General features: G+C 70.0%; 17 protein-coding genes. 8 read left to right on the forward strand and 9 right to left on the reverse strand.

The annotated features are described in order from the left end of the window. Nucleotides 1-6: 6 nt before the first annotated feature. A complete protein-coding gene (locus tag KALB_RS37700; RefSeq protein ID WP_025360857.1) occupies nt 7-897 on the forward strand; it encodes a DMT family transporter in 891 nt (296 codons plus the stop codon). Here KALB_RS37700 and KALB_RS37705 read toward each other — a convergent pair. Continuing rightward, complete coding sequence (locus KALB_RS37705; RefSeq protein ID WP_025360858.1) at nt 869-1372, reverse strand: methylated-DNA--[protein]-cysteine S-methyltransferase; 504 nt, start codon at nt 1370-1372, stop codon at nt 869-871. The genes KALB_RS37700 and KALB_RS37705 overlap by 29 nt on opposite strands. After that, a complete protein-coding gene (locus KALB_RS37710; protein ID WP_025360859.1) occupies nt 1357-2841 on the reverse strand; it encodes an AlkA N-terminal domain-containing protein in 1485 nt (494 codons plus the stop codon). Before KALB_RS37710 ends, KALB_RS37705 begins: the two co-directional genes overlap by 16 nt. 258 nt (nt 2842-3099) lie before the next feature. On the opposite strand from KALB_RS37710, the gene KALB_RS37715 reads away from it, so the two are divergent. Further along, nucleotides 3100-4788, forward strand: a complete 1689-nt coding sequence (locus KALB_RS37715; protein ID WP_025360860.1) for a S8 family serine peptidase — start codon at nt 3100-3102, stop codon at nt 4786-4788. 4 nt (nt 4789-4792) lie between these two features. Here the strand turns inward: KALB_RS37715 and KALB_RS37720 are convergent, their stop codons facing one another. Beyond that, nucleotides 4793-5260, reverse strand: coding sequence for a hypothetical protein (locus KALB_RS37720; protein ID WP_025360861.1), 468 nt, complete (start codon nt 5258-5260; stop codon nt 4793-4795). Beyond that, on the reverse strand, nt 5257-5628 hold the full coding sequence (locus KALB_RS37725; protein ID WP_025360862.1) for a nuclear transport factor 2 family protein: 372 nt from the start codon (nt 5626-5628) through the stop codon (nt 5257-5259). The genes KALB_RS37720 and KALB_RS37725 overlap by 4 nt, the downstream gene beginning before the upstream one ends. Nucleotides 5629-5712: 84 nt before the next feature. Between KALB_RS37725 and KALB_RS37730 the strand changes: the two genes are divergently transcribed. Further along, complete coding sequence (locus KALB_RS37730; RefSeq protein WP_025360863.1) at nt 5713-6147, forward strand: MarR family winged helix-turn-helix transcriptional regulator; 435 nt, start codon at nt 5713-5715, stop codon at nt 6145-6147. Here KALB_RS37730 and KALB_RS37735 read toward each other — a convergent pair. After that, a complete protein-coding gene (locus KALB_RS37735) occupies nt 6133-6573 on the reverse strand; it encodes a hypothetical protein (RefSeq protein WP_025360864.1) in 441 nt (146 codons plus the stop codon). The genes KALB_RS37730 and KALB_RS37735 overlap by 15 nt on opposite strands. 92 nt (nt 6574-6665) lie before the next feature. Here KALB_RS37735 and KALB_RS37740 point away from each other — a divergent pair, with 92 nt between their 5' ends. Beyond that, nucleotides 6666-7613, forward strand: a complete 948-nt coding sequence (locus KALB_RS37740) for a GlxA family transcriptional regulator (RefSeq protein WP_025360865.1) — start codon at nt 6666-6668, stop codon at nt 7611-7613. Here KALB_RS37740 and KALB_RS37745 read toward each other — a convergent pair whose 3' ends face one another. From KALB_RS37745 to KALB_RS37765, 3 genes are all read right to left on the reverse strand, one after another. Beyond that, nucleotides 7614-8801, reverse strand: coding sequence for a hypothetical protein (locus tag KALB_RS37745; protein WP_148309809.1), 1188 nt, complete (start codon nt 8799-8801; stop codon nt 7614-7616). 95 nt (nt 8802-8896) lie between these two features. Next, on the reverse strand, nt 8897-14326 hold the full coding sequence (locus KALB_RS37750; RefSeq protein ID WP_148309810.1) for a hypothetical protein: 5430 nt from the start codon (nt 14324-14326) through the stop codon (nt 8897-8899). A gap of 209 nt (nt 14327-14535) precedes the next feature. Next, nucleotides 14536-15843: an aminotransferase-like domain-containing protein gene (locus tag KALB_RS37765; protein ID WP_025360870.1), complete on the reverse strand. Its 1308-nt coding sequence runs from the start codon at nt 15841-15843 to the stop codon at nt 14536-14538. A 94-nt stretch (nt 15844-15937) separates the two neighbouring features. Between KALB_RS37765 and KALB_RS37770 the strand changes: the two genes are divergently transcribed. From KALB_RS37770 to KALB_RS37785, 4 genes are all read left to right on the forward strand, one after another. After that, nucleotides 15938-16693 carry an alpha/beta fold hydrolase gene (locus KALB_RS37770; protein WP_025360871.1) on the forward strand — a complete coding sequence of 252 codons (756 nt, stop codon included), beginning with the start codon at nt 15938-15940 and terminating at the stop codon, nt 16691-16693. A 17-nt stretch (nt 16694-16710) separates the two neighbouring features. Further along, entirely contained in the window at nt 16711-19764 is a 3054-nt protein-coding gene (locus tag KALB_RS37775) for an ATP-binding protein (RefSeq protein WP_025360872.1), read from the forward strand. A gap of 54 nt (nt 19765-19818) precedes the next feature. Then, entirely contained in the window at nt 19819-20895 is a 1077-nt protein-coding gene (locus KALB_RS37780; protein ID WP_025360873.1) for a C45 family peptidase, read from the forward strand. A gap of 97 nt (nt 20896-20992) precedes the next feature. Next, entirely contained in the window at nt 20993-21841 is an 849-nt protein-coding gene (locus KALB_RS37785; RefSeq protein WP_025360874.1) for an oxidoreductase, read from the forward strand. Between the two features lie 151 nt (nt 21842-21992). Here KALB_RS37785 and KALB_RS37790 read toward each other — a convergent pair whose 3' ends face one another. After that, on the reverse strand, nt 21993-22889 hold the full coding sequence (locus KALB_RS37790; protein ID WP_025360875.1) for a GlxA family transcriptional regulator: 897 nt from the start codon (nt 22887-22889) through the stop codon (nt 21993-21995).

Genomic DNA, 22889 nt, shown 5'->3' on the forward strand with positions numbered 1-22889 from the left:
GGGCGGATGACGCGACGTGGCTGGGTGTTGTTCGGCCTGATGGCCGTGATCTGGGGCCTGCCCTACCTGATGATCAAGGTGGCGGTGGCCGAGGTCCCCGCACCGGTGCTGGTGTTCGCACGCACCGCGATCGGCGCGGCCGTGCTGCTGCCGCTGTGCCTGCGCTCGGCCCCGATCTCCTTGCTGCGCGGGCACTGGCGACCGCTGCTGGCCTTCGCCGCCACCGAGGTGCTCGGGCCCTGGCTGCTGCTGGCCGACGCCGAGAAGCGACTGCCCAGCTCCACCACCGGCCTGCTGATCGCCGCCGTGCCGATCATCGGGGCGCTGCTGGCCCCGCTGACCGGGGACCGCGAGCGCATCGGCCCCAGGCGGTGGACCGGCCTGCTGATCGGCTTCGGCGGAGTGGCGCTACTCGCCGGGCCGCACCTGTCCGGCGGCGACGCGTGGGCCATCGCCGAGGTGCTGCTGTGCGCCCTCGGCTACGCCATCGCGCCGATCATCGTCGCGCGCAGGCTGACCGAGTTCCCCGGCATCCCGTTGACCGCGCTCAGCCTGGCCGTGTCCGCGGTGGTCTACAGCCCCGTGGCGATCCTGACCTGGCCCGCGTCCCCGCCCGGCGGCCAAGCCCTCGCCGCGGTCCTCGGCCTGGCGTTGATCTGTACCGCGACGGCCTTCGTCCTGTTCTTCGCACTCATCCGCGAGGCGGGCCCCTCGCGGGCGATGGTCTTCACCTACTTCAACCCCGTCGTGGCGGTGGCCGCCGGTGCGCTGGTCCTGGCCGAACCAGTCACCGGCAGCACGGCCGCCGCCTTCGCGCTGGTGCTGTGCGGTTCGCTGCTGGCGACGGGGCGAGCCGCCGACCGAGCCGTCACAGCAGAGCCGTCTGCACGCCCGTGAGCCTGCCGGACTCGAACTCCAGCAGTGCGCGCTTGCGCTCCAGCCCGCCGCCGTAGCCGGTGAGGTCACCGGTGGAGCCGATCACCCGGTGGCAGGGCACGATGATGCCGATCGGGTTCTTGCCGTTGGCCAGGCCCACCGCGCGCGAGGCGCCGGGCTTGCCCAGCAGCTGGGCGAGTTCCCCGTAGGTGGCGGTCTCCCCGTAGGGGATCTCGGTGAGCGCGTGCCACACGCTGAGCTGGAACGGGGTGCCGCGCATCGCCAGCGGCAGGTCGAACTCGGTGCGCTGCCCGGCGAAGTACTCGTCCAACTGTTCGACCACGGCGCTGAACGGCCGGGTGTCCACGAGCTCGCCGAACCTGCTCTGGTCGGGGCGGTGCCGTTGGTTCTCCATGTACAGGCAGCTGAGGCCACCGTCCTGGTCGCCGACGAGGGTCAGCGGGCCGTACGGGCTGTCGATCACGGTGTGCTGCACGGTGAGTCCTCTCCTGGCAGGTGGTTGATGGGGTGATCGCCAGTCGCCCACAGGTACTGCACGGCGTAGGCCCGCCACGGGCGCCAGGCCGCGGCGTGCGCGGTGAGGGCGGCCGGGCCGGTCGGCAGCCCGAGTTCGGTTGCCGCGTAACGGATTCCCAGGTCGGTGGGGATGAACGCGTCGGGGTCACCGAGCGCCCGCATGGCGATCGTCTCCACCGTCCACGGGCCGAACCCGGGCAGCTCGGCCAGTTGCGCGCGAGCCCGCTGCCAGTCGCTGCCCGCGCCGAGTTCGATCTCGCCGCTGGCCAGGGCGTGCACCAGCGTGATCAGCGTGCTGCGCCGGGACCGTGGCATGGCAAGGGTTTCCGGGTCGAGCTGGGCCAGCGCGGCCGGGGTGGGGAACAGGTGGGTGAGCCCGCCGCCGTGGTCCTGCACCGGCTCACCGTGTGCCCGCACGAGTCTGGCGGCGTGGGTGCGGGCCGCCTTGGTCGAGACCTGCTGCCCGAGCACGGCGCGCACCGCGAACTCGTCCGGGTCCGTCGTGCGTGGCACACGCCGCCCAGGATCCTTGTCCACCAAGGAGGTCAGCGCCGGGTCGGCACGCAGCAGCTCGTCAACGGCCACCGGGTCGGCGTCCAGGTCGAGCAGCCAGCGGCAGCGGGCGATGGCCGTGGACAGGTCGCGCAGGTCCGTCAGGCTCAGCCTGCACTCCACGTGGTCGGGCATGGGCCGCAGCGAGGCGATGCCGTGGCCGTGCGGCAACCGCAGGGTCCTGCGGTACGCCCCGCCCCGCCACTCCTCGACCCCGGGCACACCGGTGGCCACGAGGTGCCCGAACAGGTTGTCCGGGCACAGCGGAGCGCGGAACGGCAGCCGCAGCGTGAGCGAGCCCTGCGTGTTGGTCGGCTTGCCCCGGGCACGCAGTTCCGTTGGTGTCACGGCAAAGACCTCGCGCACCGTGTCGTTGAAAGCACGCACGCTGGCGAACCCGGAGGCGAAGGCGACCTCGGCCATGGGCAGCATGGTCGTCTCGATCAGCAGGCGAGAGGTCTGCGCGCGCTGCGCCCTGGCCAGTGCCAGCGGTCCGGCCCCGAGCTCGGCGAGCAGCTGGCGCTGCAACTGGCGCACGCTGTAACCGAGCTGGGCGGCCAGCCCCGGCACGCCCTCGCGGTCCACCACCCCGTCGGCGATCAGCCGCATCGCCCTGGCCACCACGTCGGCGCGCTCGTTCCACTGCGGCGAACCAGGACTGGCATCGGGGCGGCAGCGCTTGCAGGCGCGGAACCCGGCCTGCTGCGCGGCGGCGGCGCTCGGGTAGAAGCTCATGTTCTCGGGTTTGGGCGGCACCACGGGACAACTGGGCCGGCAGTAGATGCGGGTGGTCAGCACAGCCGTGTAGAACCACCCGTCGAAGCGGGAGTCCTTGGCCTGCACCGCTCGTACGCAGCGCTCGAAGTCCTCATGCACGCCACCAGCATCGCCCCTGCCAGCGGCGCGTACTGGCGGAAAAACGACATCAGCGTGAGATCGACTCCGGAAAATTGATCGAAACAGAGGGCGAAAACTGTTTACCCGCACCCGGCAAATGCAACGCGGACAGCACAAAGGTCTCTTGACTTTGCCACGTCAGCGGGTCAGGGTTTGACCACGTCACCGCCGGAACGAATTCACCCTGTGCACCGAGTTCATTTCGGCGGACCCCTGCGGACGATCGCGGAGTCAATCATGAACTCACTCAGACGTGTCGGCATCGCCACGCTCGCGGCCACGGCACTGGCCGCCAGCGGCCTCGCACTCGCCGGTGGCGCCGAGGCCGCGCCCACCGCCGGCGAGCACCAGCGGCTGATCGTGGGCTACAAGCAGGCCCCCTCCGACAGCTCCACTGTGGACACGGCCACCCGGCTCGGCGCGAACCTCGGCCTCAAGCCCAGCCTCACGCGCAGGCTGGCCACCGGCGGCGCCCTGCTCGACCTGGGCGCGCGGACCTCGGCGGCCACCACGGCACGCATGATCGCCGAGCTCAAGGCCGATCCGAACGTGGCCTACGTGGACGTGGACCAGCGCATGTACGCCACCTCCGTGGCGGCGGACCCGAACGACCCCGAGTACGCCAAGCAGTGGGACCTGTTCGAGGACAAGGCGGGCATGAACCTGCCGGGGGCCTGGCCGCAGTCCACCGGCTCCGGGGTGACCGTGGCCGTGATCGACACCGGCTACGTCAAGCACTCCGACGTGGACAGCCACATCGTGGCGGGCTACGACTTCATCTCCGACTCGACCAACGCCAACGACGGCAGCGGCCGTGACGCGGACCCCAGCGACCCCGGTGACTACACCACCCGGGACAACGAGTGCGGGCAGAACGAGACCAAGCACAACTCCTCCTGGCACGGCACGCACGTGGCGGGCACCATCGCCGCGTCCACCAACAACGGCAAGGGCGTCGCGGGCATCGCCTACGACGCGAAGATCCAGCCGGTGCGGGTGCTGGGCAAGTGCGGCGGCACGCTGGCCGACATCGCCGACGCGATCGTGTGGGCCTCCGGCGGCTCGGTGTCCGGGGTACCCGCGAACAAGACCCCGGCCAAGGTCATCAACATGAGCCTCGGCGGCTCGGGCTCGTGCAGCAGCACCTACCAGAACGCCATCAACACCGCGGTGCGCAACGGAACCACCGTGGTCGTGGCGGCGGGCAACAACAACGCGGACGCCGCGAACTACCAGCCCTCCAGCTGCGCCAACGTGATCTCGGTGGCGGCCAGCAACCGGGTCGGGGACAAGGCGTTCTACTCCAACTTCGGCAAGGTCGTGGACCTGGCGGCTCCCGGCGGCGAGACGCGCCGCTCCACCGACACGCCCGGCACGGTGACCACCCCGGAGAACGGCATCCTGTCCACGCTCAACGACGGCGCGACCACGCCGGGCTCCGAGACGTACAAGCCCTACATGGGCACCAGCATGGCCGCGCCGCACATCGCCGGGCTCGCCGCGCTGATGCTCGGCAAGAAGAGCGAGCTGACCCCGGCCCAGGTCGAGCAGGTCATGAAGGACAACGTGCGCGCCCTGCCCGGCACCTGCTCGGGCGGCTGCGGCACCGGCCTGGCCGACGCCACCAAGACGCTCAAGGCGCTGGACGGCTCCATCCCCAGCACGGTGACCGTCACCAACCCCGGCGACCAGTGGGGCTTCAAGGGCTGGGCCATCTCCGGCCTACAGATCAGCGCCACCGCCAGTGACGGCGGCGCGCTGACCTTCAGCGCCACCGGCCTGCCCGCCGGGCTGACGATCAGCACCAGCGGGAAGATCACCGGCACACCCACCGCGGGCGGCACCAGCACCGTGACCGTCACGGCCAAGGAGGCCAGCGGCACGTCCGGCAGCACCACTTTCAAGTGGCAGATCTACGGCTTCTGAAGACTCACGGCTGTGTCTTGAAAGTGCCGTTCGCGACACTAGATGTCCCATACGGCACTTTCGTGACACGCCTGATCCGGCCGAACGGCTTGTAGACCGACAACACCGTGAGCACCAGCAGCACCACGCACGGCCCCGAGGCGTCCCGGACGACCTCGGGGCCGCCGCTGTCCAGCGCGGGGGTGAGCACGAACAGGGACAGGCCGGTGCCGATGACCATCAGCACCAGCTTGAGCGTCACCCACCAGTGCCGGAAGAGCCCCCACGGGGTGAGCACCCCCTGGGCCACGCCGGTGATCAGGCTGGTGAAAGCCAGCGGCACCAACAGGTAGTGCCCCAGCAGCGAGCCGCCCGGTGATCCGGCGACACCGAGCGCCAGCACGCACAGGTCGACCCCCAGCAGGCCCAGTGAGCTCACCAGGTGCAGGACCATCAGCGCCTTGCGCCAGGGCGGCGCCAGCTTGCGGCTCATGACCGCACCGGGCTGAACTGCAACCCGGCCAGCACCCAGTTCCCGTTGCGGCGCACGGAGATCTGCGTGGCGCGGAACCGCCCGCCCGCCGGGTTGCCCTGGTGGCTGGCCCGTTGGTCGACCAGGCCGATCGCGACCGCGGTGTCCCCATACTCGCGGACCCGCTCCCCCTGCCAGCTCAGCGACTCGGTCACCAGCGAGCCGGACCCGTACCGGTGCAGCCACTGCTGCCTGTCCAGCACGAAGCCCAGCGGCCCCACCATGGTGAAGTCCTCGGTGGTCAGCGCCTCCAGCGCGGCCACGTCCCCGCGCTGCTCGGCCTCGGTCCAGCGCCGCGACAGCTCGCGGATGTCCTGTTCGACGGTCATGGCGTCCTCCCCTTCGACACCACAAACGTTAGGCATCTAATCGTTAGACGTCAAGTAGTTAGATGGCTGCGCTACCCTCGGCTGGTGCCCCGCCCCAGCGCCACCCCGATCGGCATCGTGCTCACGCGCACCGCGAAGGCCGTCAGCCGCGCCTTCGACGAGCGGCTCGGCCGGGCCGGTGGCTCGGCCGCGCTGTGGCAGGTGCTGCTCGCGCTGAAGACCCGCCAGGTGGGCAACCAGCGCGAACTGGCCGAGGCGGTGGGCATCCAGGGCGCCACGCTGACCCACCACCTCAACGCGATGGAGGCCGACGGGCTGATCACCCGCGAGCGGGACCCGGACAACCGGCGGGTGCACCTGGTCAGGCTCACCGCACGCGGGGACCAGTTGTTCCACCAGCTGCGCGGGGCCGCGCTGGCGCACGACAGGCAGCTGCGCTCCGGGCTGGACGAGCAGGAGGTCGCCACCCTGGCCCGGTTGCTGGACCGCCTGCGGGACAACGTGTCAGACGCCGGTTGACGAACCGGGCCGCACGATCATCAGGACCACCACGACCGCCCACAGCAGGGCGAAGACCCCGGAGCTCATGGCCAGCCGGGAGTAGACCGGCGGCTCACCGCCGAGCACCCTGGCCTGCGCCGGGATCACCACCAGCCCGAGCAGCAGGGCGGCGGCCCCCGTGAGCACGATCGACACGATCACCCACGCGTCGCCGGTCACGTGCATGGCCCCGGCCGTGGCGAAGCCGAAGACCGGCACGGCCACGCCCAGCACCGCGTAGACCCGGCTGATCCTGTGCAGCAGGCGCAGTACCGCCGTGTGGCCGCCGTCGGGTTCGGCGGCGGCGAGCCGGGCGTAGCGCGGGAACAGGCTGGCCGCGACGGTCACCGGTCCGATGAACACGACGGAGGCCAGCACGTGGACGATGAGGAAGAGCTTGGTCACGGTCGCCAGCATGACTGTTCGCACGATCGTGCGGAAAGTGGCAGGAACGACAGTTGTCGCCGAGTTCTCGCCACGCGGGCTACCGTCGGGTCATGCACGTGGTGGCCGTACTGGCGCTGGACGGGGTGGTGGCCTTCGACCTCGCGGTGCCCAACGACGCGTTCGGACGGACCCGGCTGGCCGACGGGCGGCCCGCCTACGAGGTGCGGGTCTGCGCGCCGACCAGGCAGATCCGCGCGGGCGGCTTCTCCGTGCTGGCCGACTGGGGTCTGGCGGGGCTTGTCGGCGCGGACACCGTGGTGCTGCCCGGGGTCGAGGACGTGGCACGGCCCGTGCCCGAGGAGGTCATCGCGGCGATCCGGGCCGCCGCCGACCGGGGCGCGCGCATCGCCTCGATCTGCTCCGGCGCGTTCGTGCTCGCCGCCACCGGCCTGCTCGACGGCCTGCGCGCCACCACGCACTGGCTCGGCGCCGCCGAACTCGCGCGCCGGTACCCGCTGGTCGAGGTGGACCCGAACGTGCTGTTCGTGGACAACGGGCAGATCCTCACCTCGGCCGGTGCCGCCGCGGGCATGGACCTGTGCCTGCACCTGGTGCGCCAGGACCACGGCTCGGCGGTGGCCGCCGACAGCGCCCGGCTGGCCGTCATGCCCCTGGAACGCGACGGCGGTCAGGCGCAGTTCATCGTGCACGAGGAGCCCGCGCCCGACGGTGCGTCCCTGCAACCGCTCCTGGCCTGGTTGCAGGAAAACCTCCAGCAGGAGCTGACCCTGGAGGACATCGCCCGGCACGCCGCGCTGAGCAGCCGCACGCTCAACCGGCGGTTCCGCGAACAGACCGGCACCACCCCGTTGCAGTGGCTGTGCCGCGCGCGGTTGCGTCGCGCGCAGCACTTGCTGGAGACCACGGCGCACTCCGTGGACCTGATCGCGAACCAGGTCGGTTTCGGCTCGGCCACGAACTTCCGCGACCGCTTCCGGCGACTGGTCGGCACCAGCCCGCACGCCTACCGCCGCGCGTTCCGGTCACCAGCGACCTGATCAGATCTCGGTTTCTACCAACAGCTGAGCCAGCGTGTCGATCTCCTCGTCGGACAGCGGTCTGAGGTGGGCCAGCGCGTTGCGTGTGTCACGCAGGTTGAACAGCAGTTTCCGGGCGGCATGGGGGAGTCGAACCCGGTTGGTCGCCACGGCCCAGGCCATGCCTCCCAATTCCAGCACGACCCGGCCCGCACGCGGGTCTTGTCCTCGATCCGGGTTAAGCTCGGCGAGCACCGATTTGCTGGCGCGGGCGAGGAATGCCTTCTCCAATCGACCGCGATGATCGTCCACAAGCGGGGTGAAGGCCCGGTGCTGGCCGCGCCACACCATCTCGTCAAGCACGTTCGGCTGTCGACGCAGCTCAGCGGCCACTGGACTGATCCGAACCCGCCCCTCCCACAGGTCTGCCAGACCTCGGGACCACGGCTCACGCAACTGGCGGGGTGGCCGGTTCCCGCTCTGTCGCAAGCTTCCTGCTGAGGATGGCAAGTAGCAACCGGTGTCACCGACACTGTCCATGACTGCGTCCAGCAGGGTCGCTCGAAGTCCGTTCCATCCGGTGGCGAGTGCCTGGGCGAGAACCAGATCCGGTCCGGCGATCTCGGTGATCACCTCGGTGGCCGCCAACTCGCGCAGTCCAGCACCGTATCCCCGCCTGACCGAGGTCACCACGAAGGCCGTGTCCAGTCTGCGCACCGCACCCCACCACCAGTGAACTTTGGTGGTGAACGAGTCGAGGCCGTCAAACACCGTCTCCGGCAGGTCACCTTCACGTGCGGCTATGAGTACACGGGGCCGATCCGCAGGCGCGATGCCCCGCTCCTTGACCAAGGCCGGCAACCTCGCCAGCAGTGCGCCCACTTCGTGTGGCTGGTTCTCCTCCCACCCCGACACAACGATGACGCGACCGCGCAACTCGGCAGCCTCGGCCAGGTCGACGATAGGATCGCGGTGATCACCACTGCCACAGCTGATCTGCTCGACCAGCCGGTCCGCGACGGAGTCGCCAGCAAGTGCGCCGAGCTGAATGGGCTCCTCCAGATCTGGCTCGCCCCATCCGTCATCTCCCGCCGAAACACGCACAGGCGCCCCTGTACGGGGCAGGGACCTGATGGTGTCCGGCCGCGCGGCGAGCTCGTTGAGCAGCTCATCTGCGACACCTCGCGCCACCATCTCGTCAGGCACCATCCACACGCAGCTCAGGCCACGGTTAAGATCAGAAGTGAGCTCGTCCAAGCGAGATCGTGGACCGGGTAGGACGGACAAACGCCAGGGAAGCACGTTCACCGTCCGCCGCGCACGGTCGCCAGACAGCGGTGCGTTACCTGATCGAGTGCGACGCCCTCGGGTGACTCGTCGAGTACCCCAGTAGCTGCGAGCTCGGCGAGCAGCTCGATGACCTCGGACAGATCCAGTTCGAGCGCCGCCCCTACATCTGCAGGTGAGACGAACTCACCGGGCTCGAAGTAGTCGACGTAGCTGCCGAGCCGGCCCAGCAGTGCAGCATCCAGTCCGGATGCGCGGAGCTGCTCCTCGGCTCTGCTCTGATCGGCCAGCGAACGGTGGATCCACTCAAGCGCGTGTGCCTGCGTGGTGCCACTGTTGACCTTGCCCATCAACCGCTCAACCAGCTCCGGCCACCCACCGGTAGACCTGATGACCTTGTCCCTGGCGACCGGCACGTCAAACGGGCACTCCGGCCAGCTCCTCAGACTGCTGTTGGTCCACCGTGCGGGGCGAACGGGTTCGCACCCCAACTTCTCGGCGACCTCAGAGGCGATGTCAACGTCAACGAGCACCACCGAGGTGCTCTGGGACCTACTCAGCCGGTCAGCCGCCATAGTGACCTCGTGCAGCGACCGGCGGCGCAAGTCGGCGACCAGGACCGTCGTCCTGTTCCGGCGAGCTGCCGCAGTCACCGCCTTCGTCACGCCAGTGGCTGTGTCAACCACTTCTACCTGGCTGCCACGCATCTCGGCATAGTTGCGCAGTGCGTCGGGCACACGGTCGACTCCCAGCGCGGCCGTACCGGTGACCACCGAGGGCGTACCGCTGGCAATGAGCTCAGAAAGCTGTCCATCAGTGAGCGGACTGCGACATTCCCGTCCTTCGAAGACGCCCAGCAGCCTACGGGCATCCCTGGGGTTGTACTCGTATGGCAGGTCGAAGTCGGTCTCGTCCAGCTCGCGCTCGAGGTCTGCCCTGGTGCCCAGCATGTTGACCACATTGGGGCTGCGGACGGCATACCTGCGCCGGCCGGAGAGCCTGATCAGCAAGCCCAAACCGACCATTTCGTCGAGGTATATGCGCACCTGGGACGCTGTCAGATCATCAAAGCCTGCGGGCCAGTGCTCACGAGCCCATGCGAGCAGCTGCTCAGGGGCGTAGTCGGCACCGAAGTCGTCGTTCAGGCTGTGCAGCGCGATCACCAGCGTGAGAACGCGGTACCGGTCTTCCAGGTTGATGGTGATGCGCAGGCGTTCGGCGATACGCTCGCGCACCCGGTCGCTCGCGGCCACGGCGTCCACGTCGCTCTCAGTCACGACCACAGGCAGCGCCCGCGATTTGACCACCCTGCCCTGCAGGGCCTGCACCAGCTGCTCGCAGAAGATCTGGATCAGGCTGGCCTGGTAGTTGGTGGCAGACAACAGGCGCCAGACGAGTTCTGGGCGTTCGAAGCAGTAGCCCAGTGCCGCCATCGGCTCCACCACGAGGTGCCGGGCATCAGGTGGGTCAAGCGGGCCAACCAGGATGTCTGGGCCCCCGTGTGCCAGCGGCACATTGGACAGGTTGCCGAATCGCTGCACCTGGTGCAGGCCAGCGAAGACAACCTTGAACCGCCGCTCGGTGGACTCCATGAGTTCTTTTAGGCGCAGCACGTTACGGAAGTGCGCCACGCCTCCAGGGGTGGGCACCGCACGGGAATCCGCGGTGAGGAACGCGTCAGCCTCGTCAGCGAGCAGCAGCAAACGGCGCGACTGGTCAGCCGCCAACCACGTCTTGACCAGTGACACCACGGTGTCCGCACCGGGATCGGCGCCAACCTTGCGATCGAGCACGCCGTGCGCCTTGAGTTCGACCGCCAACTCCTGCCAGATCCGTTCAGCTGGCTCGGCCTCACCGATCCCGCGCCCCTTGAGATCCAAGTAGATCGCGTGCCTGGACTCGCCGTCGCGGAATATGGCCTCAACCCTACGCAACAACGCTGATTTGCCCAACTGCCGTCCACCGTAGACGAACAGACCGCCAGCGGGATCGCTCACCTCTGACATCTCGTTGTGCCTGCCGACGAAGACCTCCGGAGGCACCAGTCCCGCCACGAACGGCGTATAGGGGTTGAGTGTGGTCCACGGAAGAGTTACACGCTGCGTCGCCTGCCAGGACCCTGGCGCCGTGGCCGCGACCCAACCCATCACCGCACGGTCGATGACCAGTGCCTGCACCCCACTGGTGACCGCCTGCGCAGCCAGTGCGCGCCTGCTCTGGAGGTCGAGCGGGTGCAGGGACAACACCACGTTGGCACGTCCGCTGTCCTGTTGCCTGAGCACCTCGAGAATCTGGCGACCGCGCAGTTCCTCCACCAACACCGTCACCATGAACTCGGACGCTGCCGAGCCTAGTGCTGCCACGTAGGACCCGGTCGATCCACCCTGCACTCGGAACTTGCGGTAGCCGCGACCGTTGTGCTTGTCGATCTCCTTCGGCTGATCGGTGCTGGTGACCCCCAGGGCACGCATGATGTTGCGGACGACGGTGGGCATCTTGTCACCGGTGTGCATCCGGTGGTCACGTAGGACGTCCCACGCCGCGACCCCGTTGCTGCCCAGCTCGCTGAGCTGTGTGCCTCCAGCAGCGAGTTCCGCCCAACCAGCCGCTGTCTCGGGTCCACCGGTGAAGTGCTCCGCCAATAGTTCAGCGAACGCCTTCAGCTCCTCCGCGGTCTTCTCGACATGTGCGGGCAGCGGCTTGCCAGCTCGTACGAAGGCCAAAAACTCCGTGGCCGTCACGGTGTCACCGTCGGCTAGCAGTCCGAGGATCCGCTCACGATCCGTGTCCGCCACCTCGACGGATGTCGTACCCAGCTCGGTATGCAGCTCCTCGATTCGCTGTCGCTGCTTGCCATCCAGCTCTTCGATGAGGGACTCCACCTTTGCTGCGGCGAGATCGAACCCCCAGTCGGTGACCGCTGACAGTGCTTCCAGTCGACCGCCGACCGTTGTCTCCTCGGTCTGGTCGAGCAGGTTCTGCGTACGGATGCGGGCGAACAGATCGCGAGCCTTGGTGTGCGCCATGTGGTGCTGGCGTCGCCATGTCTCGGCAGCGGCACTGATGGCGTCACTCATCGAGGAAACATCACTGGAGGTGGACCACAGGCCTTCCTCAGTCAGCTCCAACACTCTCCGGGCCGCACGCAGATCGCCCCGTAGGCAGTAGGCGTCCACTGCTTCTGACGGGTCAGCTGGTGAAACGAGCCTGGCGAGCACTTCGGGTGTCTTCGTGTCCGACGCGTCAGGCAGCCCGTTCACATCGCGCGGTAGATCGTGCAGGGTAAGCAGGACGTCGATGTTGGGTCCGGAATACCCGTCGGCCGAGCTACTTGTGGTGAGCGAACCGGACGATGTCGCCCTGTCCGGATCGGACAGCCAACGGTGCAACAGCGACAGGGCTGCACCGACCAATCCCGATAGTGGTTGCGCAGACTGCAGTTCTGCGAGCGCGCGGGACAATGCAAGCGCAACGCCGCTGTCGTCTGTCTCCCCCGATGTCAGCCTGCGGGCAACGACATCCGCTTCGTGCACGAGAGCACGGACCTTCTCGATGTCGCGGACCAGTGACCGCAGGGCGGTTGCGTAGATCGCTTCGCGCGCCTGCTTGGGCGTACGCATCGCGGCGTCCGCCTGCTCGATCATCGCGTCAATGGCTCCCGGAGCACTCAGTTCGTGCAGGCACTTCGACACGTTCTCCTGCGGGCCGGTCTTGTTGGCCCACCTACTCACCGCCTGCAATGCCCGGTGCAGCGGCTGCCCCTCCCGCGTCAAGCGCTGCAGCACCCTGGTCGCCCGGTGGTAGGTGTTGGTACGCAGAGGCAACTCGTGAAGCAATGCATCGGCACGCACCCCGAGTTCGGCACGTGCTTGGTCGGCGTCGCTGCTGGGCAGCGGAACGCCGTCCCGATCGACTCGGTATCCCTGGCGCACTGCGTCGATCGAGGCGTCGACCAAGTCAGCCCAGGGGCCAAGCAGCGTCAGTTCAGTTCGAAGCGCGGACAGGAGCTGAGGCCCCCAGCCCGCAATCAGGCCTGCGCGCAGAATGGCGGAGACGGCCAACGCAGCAGCCTCAGGGTCACCTTCAAGGGAGGCACCGGCACGCTCGTAGTCGGCCAGCACGGCGGTAGCGTCATCATTGTTCTGCGTGCTGTAGGCCGCCGTGGCGAACTGCAACACTGTCGCACGGCGGTCGGGCTCACCGGACAGCTTGGTGACCCAGTACGCTTCGGCGATTCGGTCGGCAGCGATCAGCGCCACGACAAGTGGCGGTTCTCCCTCCTCCCAGGGAAATCCCAGTGCTAGGTCCGGGACGAGCGCCGGCTCCGGCTCAGCCACAGGCTCCCGGGCGGCCTCGGACTGCGATGGAGCTGGCTGTTCCGGTTGCAGCTGCTGCTCAGCGGATGCGCCGGGCTCATCCACGTGTTCCCGCGAATCGTCGGGCGCGGACGGATGTTCCGAGTTGGACAGGGACGCGGCAGCTGGTGTCCGAAGCAGGCCGACAACTTCGGTCACCGAGTCCGCAAGATCAGGGCGGTGGTCCATGGGGGCCAGTTCAGCGAGTTCATCCCGAAGCGCCTGCACAGCAGTTTCCAGGGGGGCGCGCCGATCCTCGGCTGTACTGGCGATGAAGCCCTCCATCGAACGAATCTGCTCGCGCAGCTCTTCAGCTCGTCGAGCCCTGGTCTCCTGTTCGTGGAGGCGGCTGGCACGCTCTTCCCTTAGCTGGGCCAGCCTCGCGTCAAACTGCTCGAAGCCGCCGTCATCAACGGCACCTAGGTCGCGCACCACCGCATCACGAGCTTTTGCGTACTCGGCCAACAGTGGCGCGGGGGCCTCAGCAGCGGCACGTCCAGCAAAGACCTGATCGGCAATGCCCCGCAGTTGTCGCGCGAGCAGCCCAGCGAGCTCACGTACCGCACCCACCTGAAGAGCTACAACATCGAGATCGGCGGGTGCCTCCAGCCGTTCAGCAGGCTCAGCATGTGCTCCAGGTTCAGGCAGCTGCCTGTGTTCCGCAGCCGCGACCAGTTCGTCGAGTGCAGCACGGTGTTGCCTAGCCAGGGGACTGGCTGCCTGTTCGTCCAGCAACAAGCCGAAGAGGGCGAGTTGTCCGAGCGGTCGCCCCAGTGCGGTGAGCATACTGCCGAGACCCTCGAGGTCAGGGTTGTTGACAACCTCCTGAGGGAACCCGTAACCATAGGTCAGCAGCTTCGCCGCGAATCCCAGCGAACTGGTTGCGACACCGTTGAGCTGCGGTGTGATGGCCTTGGCCAGCCAAGCACGCGCAGCGATCAACTCGCGCCTCGATGCGGCCTTGTTCCTACCCTCTGCAGGTGGGAGCTGAGCCCCGGAACGGAGCTTGTCGCTCATGGAGAGAACAACACTGAGGTCACGATCTGAAAGGGTGTTCAACCATTTGCGCAGCCGCAAGGACACTTCTGTCACGGAACGGAGTTTTACACCTTCGACACTCCACTCGGTGGAGTAGCGGCGCATCACCCGACAGCGAAGGACATTTCTCACTCGACTGGAGCAACGAGCACCCGCCTCAGTCAAGATTCAACTTGCGAGGACAAGCATTTCACCCAAACATAGACACTATATCGACAAAGTCCACAATGGATAGCATTTGAGCTGCTGTGATGAGCTGCACCTCACTCGAACCCCGCGTCCTCCGGGGCACCGGCGGCCAGCGCGGCGAGCACGTCCATGGCACGGGCCAGCACTTCCTTGCCTGGACCCGAGATCGCCAGCCGCACGGCGTTGGGGGCGTGGCCGGAGCCCACGGTGAAGGCCGCGGCGGGTGTGACGGCGATCCCGCGCCGGGCCGCGGCGGCCACGAAGGTCTCCGCGCGCCACTGATCGGGCAGCTCCCACCAGCAGTGGTAGGCCCGCGGGTCGGCGCGCACGGTGAGCCGCTGCGCGACGATCTCCTGACGTGCCAGGGCATCCAGCCGCTTGGCCCGCGCGATGGTCTCGGCCGTGCCGTCATCGATCCAGCGCGTGACGGCCTCGATCGGGAACCGGGACGCGGCCCACCCGCCCGCGCGCAGGGTCGTGGCCACCGGCTCGGCCAGATCCGGTGGCACCACGCAGAAGCCGAGCGTCAGCCCGGGCCCGATCCGCTTGGACATGCTGTCCAGCAACAGAACCCGGTCCGGCGCGTTGGCGGCCAGCGGCGGCAGGTCGGGGCAGAGGAACGAGTTGATCCCGTCCTCGATCGCGTACAGTCCCAGTTCGCGCAGTACCACCGCCAACTCCGCGCGACGCCACTCGGGCATCGTCACGCCGAGCGGGTTGTGCAGCGCCGGTTGCAGGTAGATCGCCCGCAGCGGCGGCGCGTCGCGGACCGCCTCGGGGACCAGGCCGTGCTCGTCCATCGCCAGCGGCACGAGCCGCACGCCCAGCCGCGCGGCGATCGTCTTGACCAGCGGGTAGGTGTGCGCCTCGACGCCGAGCCGCTCGCCGACCGGCACCAGCGTGGACACGGCCCCGGCGATGGCCTGCCGCCCGTTGCCCGCGAACAGGATCGCCGATCGATCGGGGCTCCACCCGGCGCGGGCCAGCAGCCGGGACGTGGCGGCGCGGGCGGCGGGTGTGCCGGTGACGGGCACTGGGGTCATCGACTCGGCGTAGGACAGCCCTGCGGTGCTCGCGGCGAGCAGGGCGGGTTGCTCGGGCAGCAGCGGGAAGTTCAGCGTCAGGTCGATCAACCCGCTGGCGGGCTCGGCCAGCGCCGTGGGCGGCGGGGGCTCGGCAGCCCGCACGAACGTGCCGCGGCCGACCTCGCCGACGGCCAGCCCGCGCCGGACCAGCTCGCCGTAGACCCGGGCCGCGGTGGACGAGGCGATGCCGTGCACGCGGGCGAACCGGCGCTGCGGCGGCAGCCGCTCACCGGCGACCATCCTGCCCGCGGCGATGTCGGCGGCCACCCGGTCGGCGATCACGCGATAGTCCTGCACGACGCTCTCCCCTGCGAAAAATTGCACCGAGTGCATTCTTTTTATTGCACCGAGATTGTGCGCGGAATACCGTGAGTCCGTCAAGGGAGGAACAATGACGGAATCTCAACCGACCCTGCTGCTGGTGCACGGCCACCCGTTCGACCGGTCGATGTGGCGGCCCCAGGTCGAGCGGTTCGGCGCACAGGGCTGGCGGGTGCTCGCCCCCGACCTGCGTGGCTACGGGGAGAACCCCACCCCAGCAGCGAAGACCCCGCTGGAGGTGTTCGCGGGCGACCTGGTCGACCTGCTGGACCGGCTCGGGGTGAACCGCGTGGTGCTGGCCGGGCTGTCCATGGGCGGGCAGATCGCGCTGGAGTTCCATCGGCTGTTCCGCGAGCGGCTGGCCGGGCTGGTGCTGGCCGACACCTCGGCACCGGCCGAGACGGGGCAGGGCCGGAAAAATCGCACCGATCTGGCGGACAGATTGCTCCGAGAAGGGATGGAGCAGTACGCGCGGGAACTGCTGCCGAAAATGGTCGCGGCCCAGGCACCGCGAGCAGTGCGGGAGCACGTGCTGCACATGATGCGCAACGCCCCGGTGCAGGGTGCCGCCGCGGCCCTGCGGGGTCGCGCGGAGCGGCCCGACTACGTGGACATGCTGGCGGAGATCACCGTGCCGACCCTGGTCGTGGTGGGCAGCGAGGACGAGTTCACCCCGCTGGCCGACGCACAGCTGCTGCACGAGCGCATCCCGGGCTCGCGGCTGGCGGTCATTGATGGAGCGGGCCACCTGCCGAACCTGGAGCGGCCCGCCGAGTTCGACGCGGCGCTGGCGGAGTTGCTGCTCGAGGCACGTCCGGCGGCCTGACGTGGGATCATGGCGGCATGCGGTTCGGGATCCTCGGCCCGGTGCACGCCCGGCTCCAGGACGGGACCCCGATCGACCTCGGCGGCCCCAAGGTGCGCGCGCTGCTGGCCCTGCTGCTGGCCGACGCGGGCCGGGTCGTGCCCGCCGACCGGCTGATCGACGGCCTGTACGCGGACGCCCCGCCCGACGGTGCCGCCAACGCCTTGCAGTCGCAGGTGTCCCGGCTGCGCAAGCACCTCGGCGCGACGGCCGTGGAGTTCTCCCCCGCCGGGTACCGGCTCGCCGTGGCCCCGGAGGACGTGGACGTGCACCGGTTCACCACGCTGGCCGAGGCGGGCGGTCGCGCACTGCGGGCCGGTGATCCGCATGGCGCCCTGCGCGCGCTCACCGAGGCGCTGGCCTTGTGGCGCGGCGAGGCCCTCACCGACGTGCCCGGTGCCGCACCGCTCGCGGCCCGTCTGGCGGAGCTGCGCCTGGTCGCGCTGGAGGACCAGGCGCAGGCCCGGTTGGCCACCGGCGAGCACCGCGACCTGGTGCCCTCGCTGCGCGAGTTGATCGAGGCCAACCCGCTGCGCGAACGCTTGCGCATCTTGCAGGTACGGACGTTGGCGGCCACCGGTCGGCAGGCCGAGGCGTTGGTGGCCTTCGAGGACGCGCGCCGCACGCTGGCCGAGGAACTGGGCGCGGACCCGTCCGAGGAACTGGCCCGCGCGCACCTGGACGTGCTCGGTGGCGAGCCGGTGGACTACGCCCCGCTGCCCGCGCAGCTGACCAGTTTCGTCGGCCGCGAACAGGACCTGGCGCGGGTCGGCGCGCTGCTGGCCGAACACCGGCTGGTGACCTTGACCGGGCCGGGCGGTACCGGCAAGACGCGGTTGGCGGTGGAGGCCGCCTGCGGGCAGGAGCAGGTCTGCTTCGTGGAGCTGGCGGCGCTGTACGAGGGCGCCGACATCCCGCAGGCCCTGCTCACCGCGCTGGGCGTGCGCGAGGACCGCAACCCGGTACGGCGGATGATCGCCGTGCTGGCGCAGAACTCGGTGCTGCTGGTGCTGGACAACTGCGAGCACCTGGTGGCCGCCGTCGCGGCGCTCGCGGCACGGCTGCTGGCGGCCTGTCCCCGACTGCGCGTGCTGGCCACCAGCCGCGAACCGCTGGGCATCACCGGCGAGGCCCTGTACGCGGTGCCCCGGCTCGACGCCCCGGAGCCGGGCACAGACCTGTTGCGGGCCAAGGACTTTCCCGCCGTACGCCTGTTCCTCGACCGGGCGCGGGCCGGTCGGCCGGACTTCGCCCTCGACGAGGAGTCGGTGCAGCAGGTGATCCGGGTGTGCGCCGCACTGGACGGCCTGCCGCTGGCGATCGAGCTGGCCGCGGCGCGGGTCCGCGCGCTGCCGCTGCGGACACTGGCGGAACGACTGGACGACCGATTCTCCTTGCTGTCCAAGGGAAGCCGTACGGCTGCGGCGCGGCACCGCACGCTGCGGGCCGTGGTGGAGTGGAGCTGGGACCTGCTCGACGCCGAGGAGCGCGGGCTCGCCGCGGCGCTGAGCGTGTTCGCCGGGGGCGCCACCCTGGCCGCGGCCGAGCGGGTGTGCGGCGGGGCGGTGCTGGAGCTGATCACCAGCCTGGCGGACAAGTCGCTGGTGGAGGTGTCCGGGGAGCACTACCGGATGCTGGAGACCATCCGCGCGTTCTGCGCCGAGCAACTGGGCGCGGACACCGAGCGGGTGCGGCGGGCGCACGCCGAGTGCTTCCTGGACCTGGCCGAGACGGCCGAGCCGCACCTGCTGCGCGCCGAGCAGGTGCGGTGGCTGGAGCGGCTGGATGCCGACCACGACAACCTGATCTGCGCCCTGCGCTGGGCGATGGACGCCGATCCCGTGCTGGCACTGCGGTTGGCGGGCGCGCTGGCGGCCTACTGGCACCTGCGCGGCCGGCGCGCCGAGGGCGCCCAGCTGGGTCGGGACCTGCTGGCCCGGTTGACCGGCCCACCCGAGGGCATGGTCGAGGAGTACGTGCTGTGCGTGCTCGGCGCGGTCGGCGCCGCCCCGGAGGACCTGGCGCTGCGCGAGCACGTGGACCGGGTCGACGCGCTCACCGCCTCCTGGCACAGCCCGCACCGCAGGCCGATCCTGACCGTGATCTGGGCAATGGTGTCCGGGCCGCCGGACGAGCGGCCCAGCCTGGTCAACGGCCAGGTGGCGGCGGTGATCGGCACCGATCCGTGGAGCCAGGCGGTGCGCGCGATGGGCGAGGGCTTCGGGCAGCTTGCCCACGGCTCGGTGGACGCCGGGACCGCCAGCCTGACCACCTCGCTGGCGAGGTTCCGGGCGATCGGCGAACGCTGGGGCATGACCCAGGCGCTGGCCGAACTGGGCCCGCTGGCCAGTTGGCGCGGGGAGCACGACCGTGCGGTGGAACTGATGGACGAGGCCATCGCGCTGTGCGGGGAACTCGGCGCCGTCGAGGAGACCGCGGAGATGCTGGCCAAGCGGGCGCAGTGCCACCTGCGGGCGGGCCACCTGGACCAGGCCCGCGCCGACTGCGCGCGCTCGGTGGAACTGGCGCACCGCATGGGTTCGCCGGAGATGCTGATCAACGCCTACTCGGGGCTGGCCGAGCTGGCCACCGCCGAGGACGACCCGGCGCAGGCCCGGCGCTGGCTCGGCGTGGCGCTGGAGCACTGCCCGACCGGCGGCTTCGCCTTCGACCTGGCTCGCGCGCACCTGCTGGTGGGCATGACCAAGGTGGCCGAGCCCGAACAGGTGCCGCACTGGCTCCGGCAGGCGCTGGCCGACCAGACCGTGCACCGCGACCAGCGGCTGCTCGCGGGCGTGGCCGAGGCGCTGGCCCGGTTGGCGCTGGCCCGCGGTGACGGGCTGCTCGCCGCGCAACTGCTTGGCGCCGCGACTGGTCTGCGCGGCACCGGAATCGCCGGGGACCCCGTGGCCGACAGGATCGCCGCGCGGGCCGTGGCCCTGCTCGGCGTCGAGGCCTTCACGGCGGCGCGCGCGGAGGGGCTGACCATGTCGCAGGAGCGGGTGCTGGCCTTGTCCGCGCTGGGTGCGTGATCACGTCAGCGCTCGGCGAGTGATCCGTCAGCGGGGGCTGGCACAGTCGGTGGCATGACCTTCGCAGCGGGTTCGCCCGAGGACTTCATGGCCGTGCGGCACGTGGTGCTGCGCGGCAGCCAGTACGAGATCGGCCGTGCCCTGGCCAGGCAGGCGCCCCCGGTGCGTCCGGTGCCGATCGACCCCGCGGTTGGCGCGGCCCGGCGCACCTGGTTCGAGCGGAACTGGCCGCAGCACCTGGCCCGCACCGCCGGCATCGCCGAGCAGGCCGGGTTCGACCCGAGCCGGGACGACCTCGCCCTGGACGGGCTGGGCACGCTGCCCTCGTGGTCGGGCTGCTCGGCGGTGTTCGACGGCAAGAGCACGCTGGGCCGCAACTACGACTTCTTCACCCTGGCCGAGGACCAGATGGAGCAGGTCATCCAGGGCGAGGCGCCGCGGCCGAGCGAGCAGCCGCCGTGGGCCTCGCGCCCGTACGTGATCACGACCGTGCCCGAGGACGGCCTGGCCTCCACCGTGCTCACCATGGCCAACCTGGACGGCGCGACCGAGGGCATCAACGAGAGCGGGCTCGCCGTGGCCCTGCTGATCGGGGACATCGAGAACGCTCGGCCCGCGCCCGGCGGCGGCCCCAAGGCCGGGCTGTCGCTGATCCAGCTGGTGCGGTTCCTGCTCGACACCTGCGAGGACGTGGAGCAGGCCAAGCGCGCGTTGCTGGGCGCCAAGCAGTACGACGACGGTCTGCGCTGCCACTACCTGGTCGCCGACGCGAGCGGTGCCGCCTTCGTCTGGGAGCGCGGGGCGCACGACTCCGAGCACGTGGTGGAGGTCGCCGACGGCCCCCTGTGCGTGACCAACCACCCGCTGCACCAGCACCCCGACGTGTCCGCGCTGCCCGCCGACACACCCGAGTCCTTCCTGACCTACCAACGACTCCGCACGCTCACCGAGCACCTCGGCGACCCGGTGCGCGAGTCGCTGGACCTGGTCGCCGTTCCGTCCACTCCGGACAGTCCGTGGTGCACGCTGTGGCGCACGGTGTTCGACCTGCCCGCGCGCACGATGTCCGTGCGGTTCTGGCTCGGCGCGGACCGGCACAGCGAGGAGATCGTGTTCGGCGCGGGCCGCTGAGCCTGGTACTGCCGGTCCTACGGTACGGGCGGGCCTGGTCCTCCGGTGTGCCACCGAGCAATCTCGGTGGCACACAACCGGATGCGAGGAGCAAGTCATGACCACGTGGTTCATCACCGGCGCGTCCCGCGGCTTCGGGCTGGAGATCGCCAGGCAGGCGCTGGACCGCGGCGACTCGGTGGTGGCGACCGCCCGCGACCCGCGAGCCGTCGAGCAGGCGCTGCCCGGGTACGGCGAGCGCCTGCTCGCGATCGCGCTGGACGTCACCGACCAGGCGCGGGCCCGGCAGGCCACCGAGGAGGCGGTGCGCCGGTTCGGCCGGATCGACGTGCTGGTCAACAACGCCGGTCGCGGACTGGTCGGCGCGGTGGAGGAGGTCAGCGAGGCCGAGGCGCGCGCGGTCTTCGACACCAACGTGTTCGGGCTGATGGCCGTGTCCCGGGCCGTGCTGCCGGTGATGCGCGCGCAGGGCTCGGGGCGGGTGCTCAACCTCAGCTCGATCGGCGGCTTCGTCAGCTGGGCGGGCTGGGGCGTGTACTGCTCGACCAAGTTCGCCGTGGAGGGGCTCAGCGAGGCCATGCGCCTGGAGCTCGCCCCGCTGGGTGTGCACGTCACGCTGGTGGAGCCCGGCCCGTTCCGCACCGACTTCCTCGACGGCAGCTCACTGCACCGCGCCGAGTCGGTGATCGGGGACTACGCCGCCAGCTCCGGCGCGTCCCGTGACTGGGCGGACGACACCAACCACACGCAGGAGGGCGACCCGGTGAAGGCCGCCGCCGCGATCCTGCGCATCGCCGGTGTCGAGCAGCCCCCGGCCCGCCTGCCGCTGGGGACCGTGGCCGTCACCGGCATCGAGGCCAAGCTGGCGGAGGTGGCCGCCGAGGTCGCCCAGTGGCGCGAGCTCGCCCTGTCCACCGAGTTCGCCGGCGCCACACCGACCCTGTGACGGCCCGGCACCACCAGCCCCCGCGTGTCGGCGCTTCGCGCACCGCGTGTCGGCGCTTCCGGTACGGCATGTTTGCGCTTCACGCGTGCGACACACCGTCCCGGAACGTCCGACACACCAGCCCGGAAGCGCCGACACGCGCTGTGCGGTACTAGGTCCGCGCGCGAAGTCTTCGCAGCATGCGGCCGTCCTCGAAGCCCACGGCACGGGCCGCCGACTCCACCGTGGCGCCTTGGCCGATCAGGTGTTCGGCCCGCTCCACCCGCAGCGCCTGCTGGTAGCGCAACGGGGTCATTCCCGTTGCGCGGCCGAACAAACGGGTCACCGTGCGCTCGCTGCACCCGGTGATCCGAGCCAGTTCGGCCAGCGACAGCCGGTCGGTGACCCGCGACTCGATCACGTCCTGGATGTGGTGCACGGTGTCGTTGATGTGAGACCGGTGTCTCAACAACGCGCTGGCCTGGTGCTCGTCCCCGTTGCGCCGGGCGTAGACCACCATGGTGCGGGCGATCTTCGCCGCCACCGCGGGGCCGTGCCAGGTGGCCACCAGGTGCAGCGCCAGGTCGATGCCGCTGGCGATGCCCGCCGAGGTGACCACCCGGCCGTCCACCACGTACAGCACGTCGCGGACCACGGTGGCGGCCGGGTAGCGGCGAGCCAGCTCGTCCTGCAACTCGTGGTGCGTGGTGCACCGCCGACCGTCGAGCAGACCCGCTCGCCCCAAGGCATCCGCGCCCGCGCACACGCTGGCGATCGTGCCCCGGTGCGCGCGCAGCCAGTCCAGTGTCGCCGCGCTGAGCGGGCCGGTGGTGGCCAACCGCGGCGCACGCCAGCCTGGCACCAGCAGCAAGTCCTCAGTGGACAGTTCGGGCAACCTCGTGCCCGCGTGCAGGGCAGGCCCCTGTGCGGAGGGCACGAGGGCCTGCTCGGACACGTAGACCAGCTCGTAGGGCAGCCCGAGGTCGGCAGCGCTGGCGAACACCTGCGCCGGACCCGCGAGGTCGAGCAGGTGCAGCCCGGGCACCAGCAGGAAGACGACTCTGCTCAC

Source organism: Kutzneria viridogrisea DSM 43870 (genome assembly GCF_000525635.1).
Lineage (GTDB): Bacteria > Actinomycetota > Actinomycetes > Mycobacteriales > Pseudonocardiaceae > Kutzneria > Kutzneria viridogrisea.

Excerpts from the sequence above, each read along its gene's own strand:
- KALB_RS37700 (WP_025360857.1), top strand. The coding sequence starts at position 7 with ATGACGCGACGTGGCTGGGTGTTGTTCGGCCTGATGGCCGTGATCTGG.
- KALB_RS37715 (WP_025360860.1), top strand. The coding sequence starts at position 3,100 with ATGAACTCACTCAGACGTGTCGGCATCGCCACGCTCGCGGCCACGGCA.
- KALB_RS37720 (WP_025360861.1), bottom strand. The coding sequence starts at position 5,260 with ATGAGCCGCAAGCTGGCGCCGCCCTGGCGCAAGGCGCTGATGGTCCTG.
- KALB_RS37725 (WP_025360862.1), bottom strand. The coding sequence starts at position 5,628 with ATGACCGTCGAACAGGACATCCGCGAGCTGTCGCGGCGCTGGACCGAG.
- KALB_RS37740 (WP_025360865.1), top strand. The coding sequence starts at position 6,666 with ATGCACGTGGTGGCCGTACTGGCGCTGGACGGGGTGGTGGCCTTCGAC.
- KALB_RS37745 (WP_148309809.1), bottom strand. The coding sequence starts at position 8,801 with ATGGTGCCTGACGAGATGGTGGCGCGAGGTGTCGCAGATGAGCTGCTC.
- KALB_RS37770 (WP_025360871.1), top strand. The coding sequence starts at position 15,938 with ATGACGGAATCTCAACCGACCCTGCTGCTGGTGCACGGCCACCCGTTC.
- KALB_RS37775 (WP_025360872.1), top strand. The coding sequence starts at position 16,711 with ATGCGGTTCGGGATCCTCGGCCCGGTGCACGCCCGGCTCCAGGACGGG.
- KALB_RS37780 (WP_025360873.1), top strand. The coding sequence starts at position 19,819 with ATGACCTTCGCAGCGGGTTCGCCCGAGGACTTCATGGCCGTGCGGCAC.
- KALB_RS37785 (WP_025360874.1), top strand. The coding sequence starts at position 20,993 with ATGACCACGTGGTTCATCACCGGCGCGTCCCGCGGCTTCGGGCTGGAG.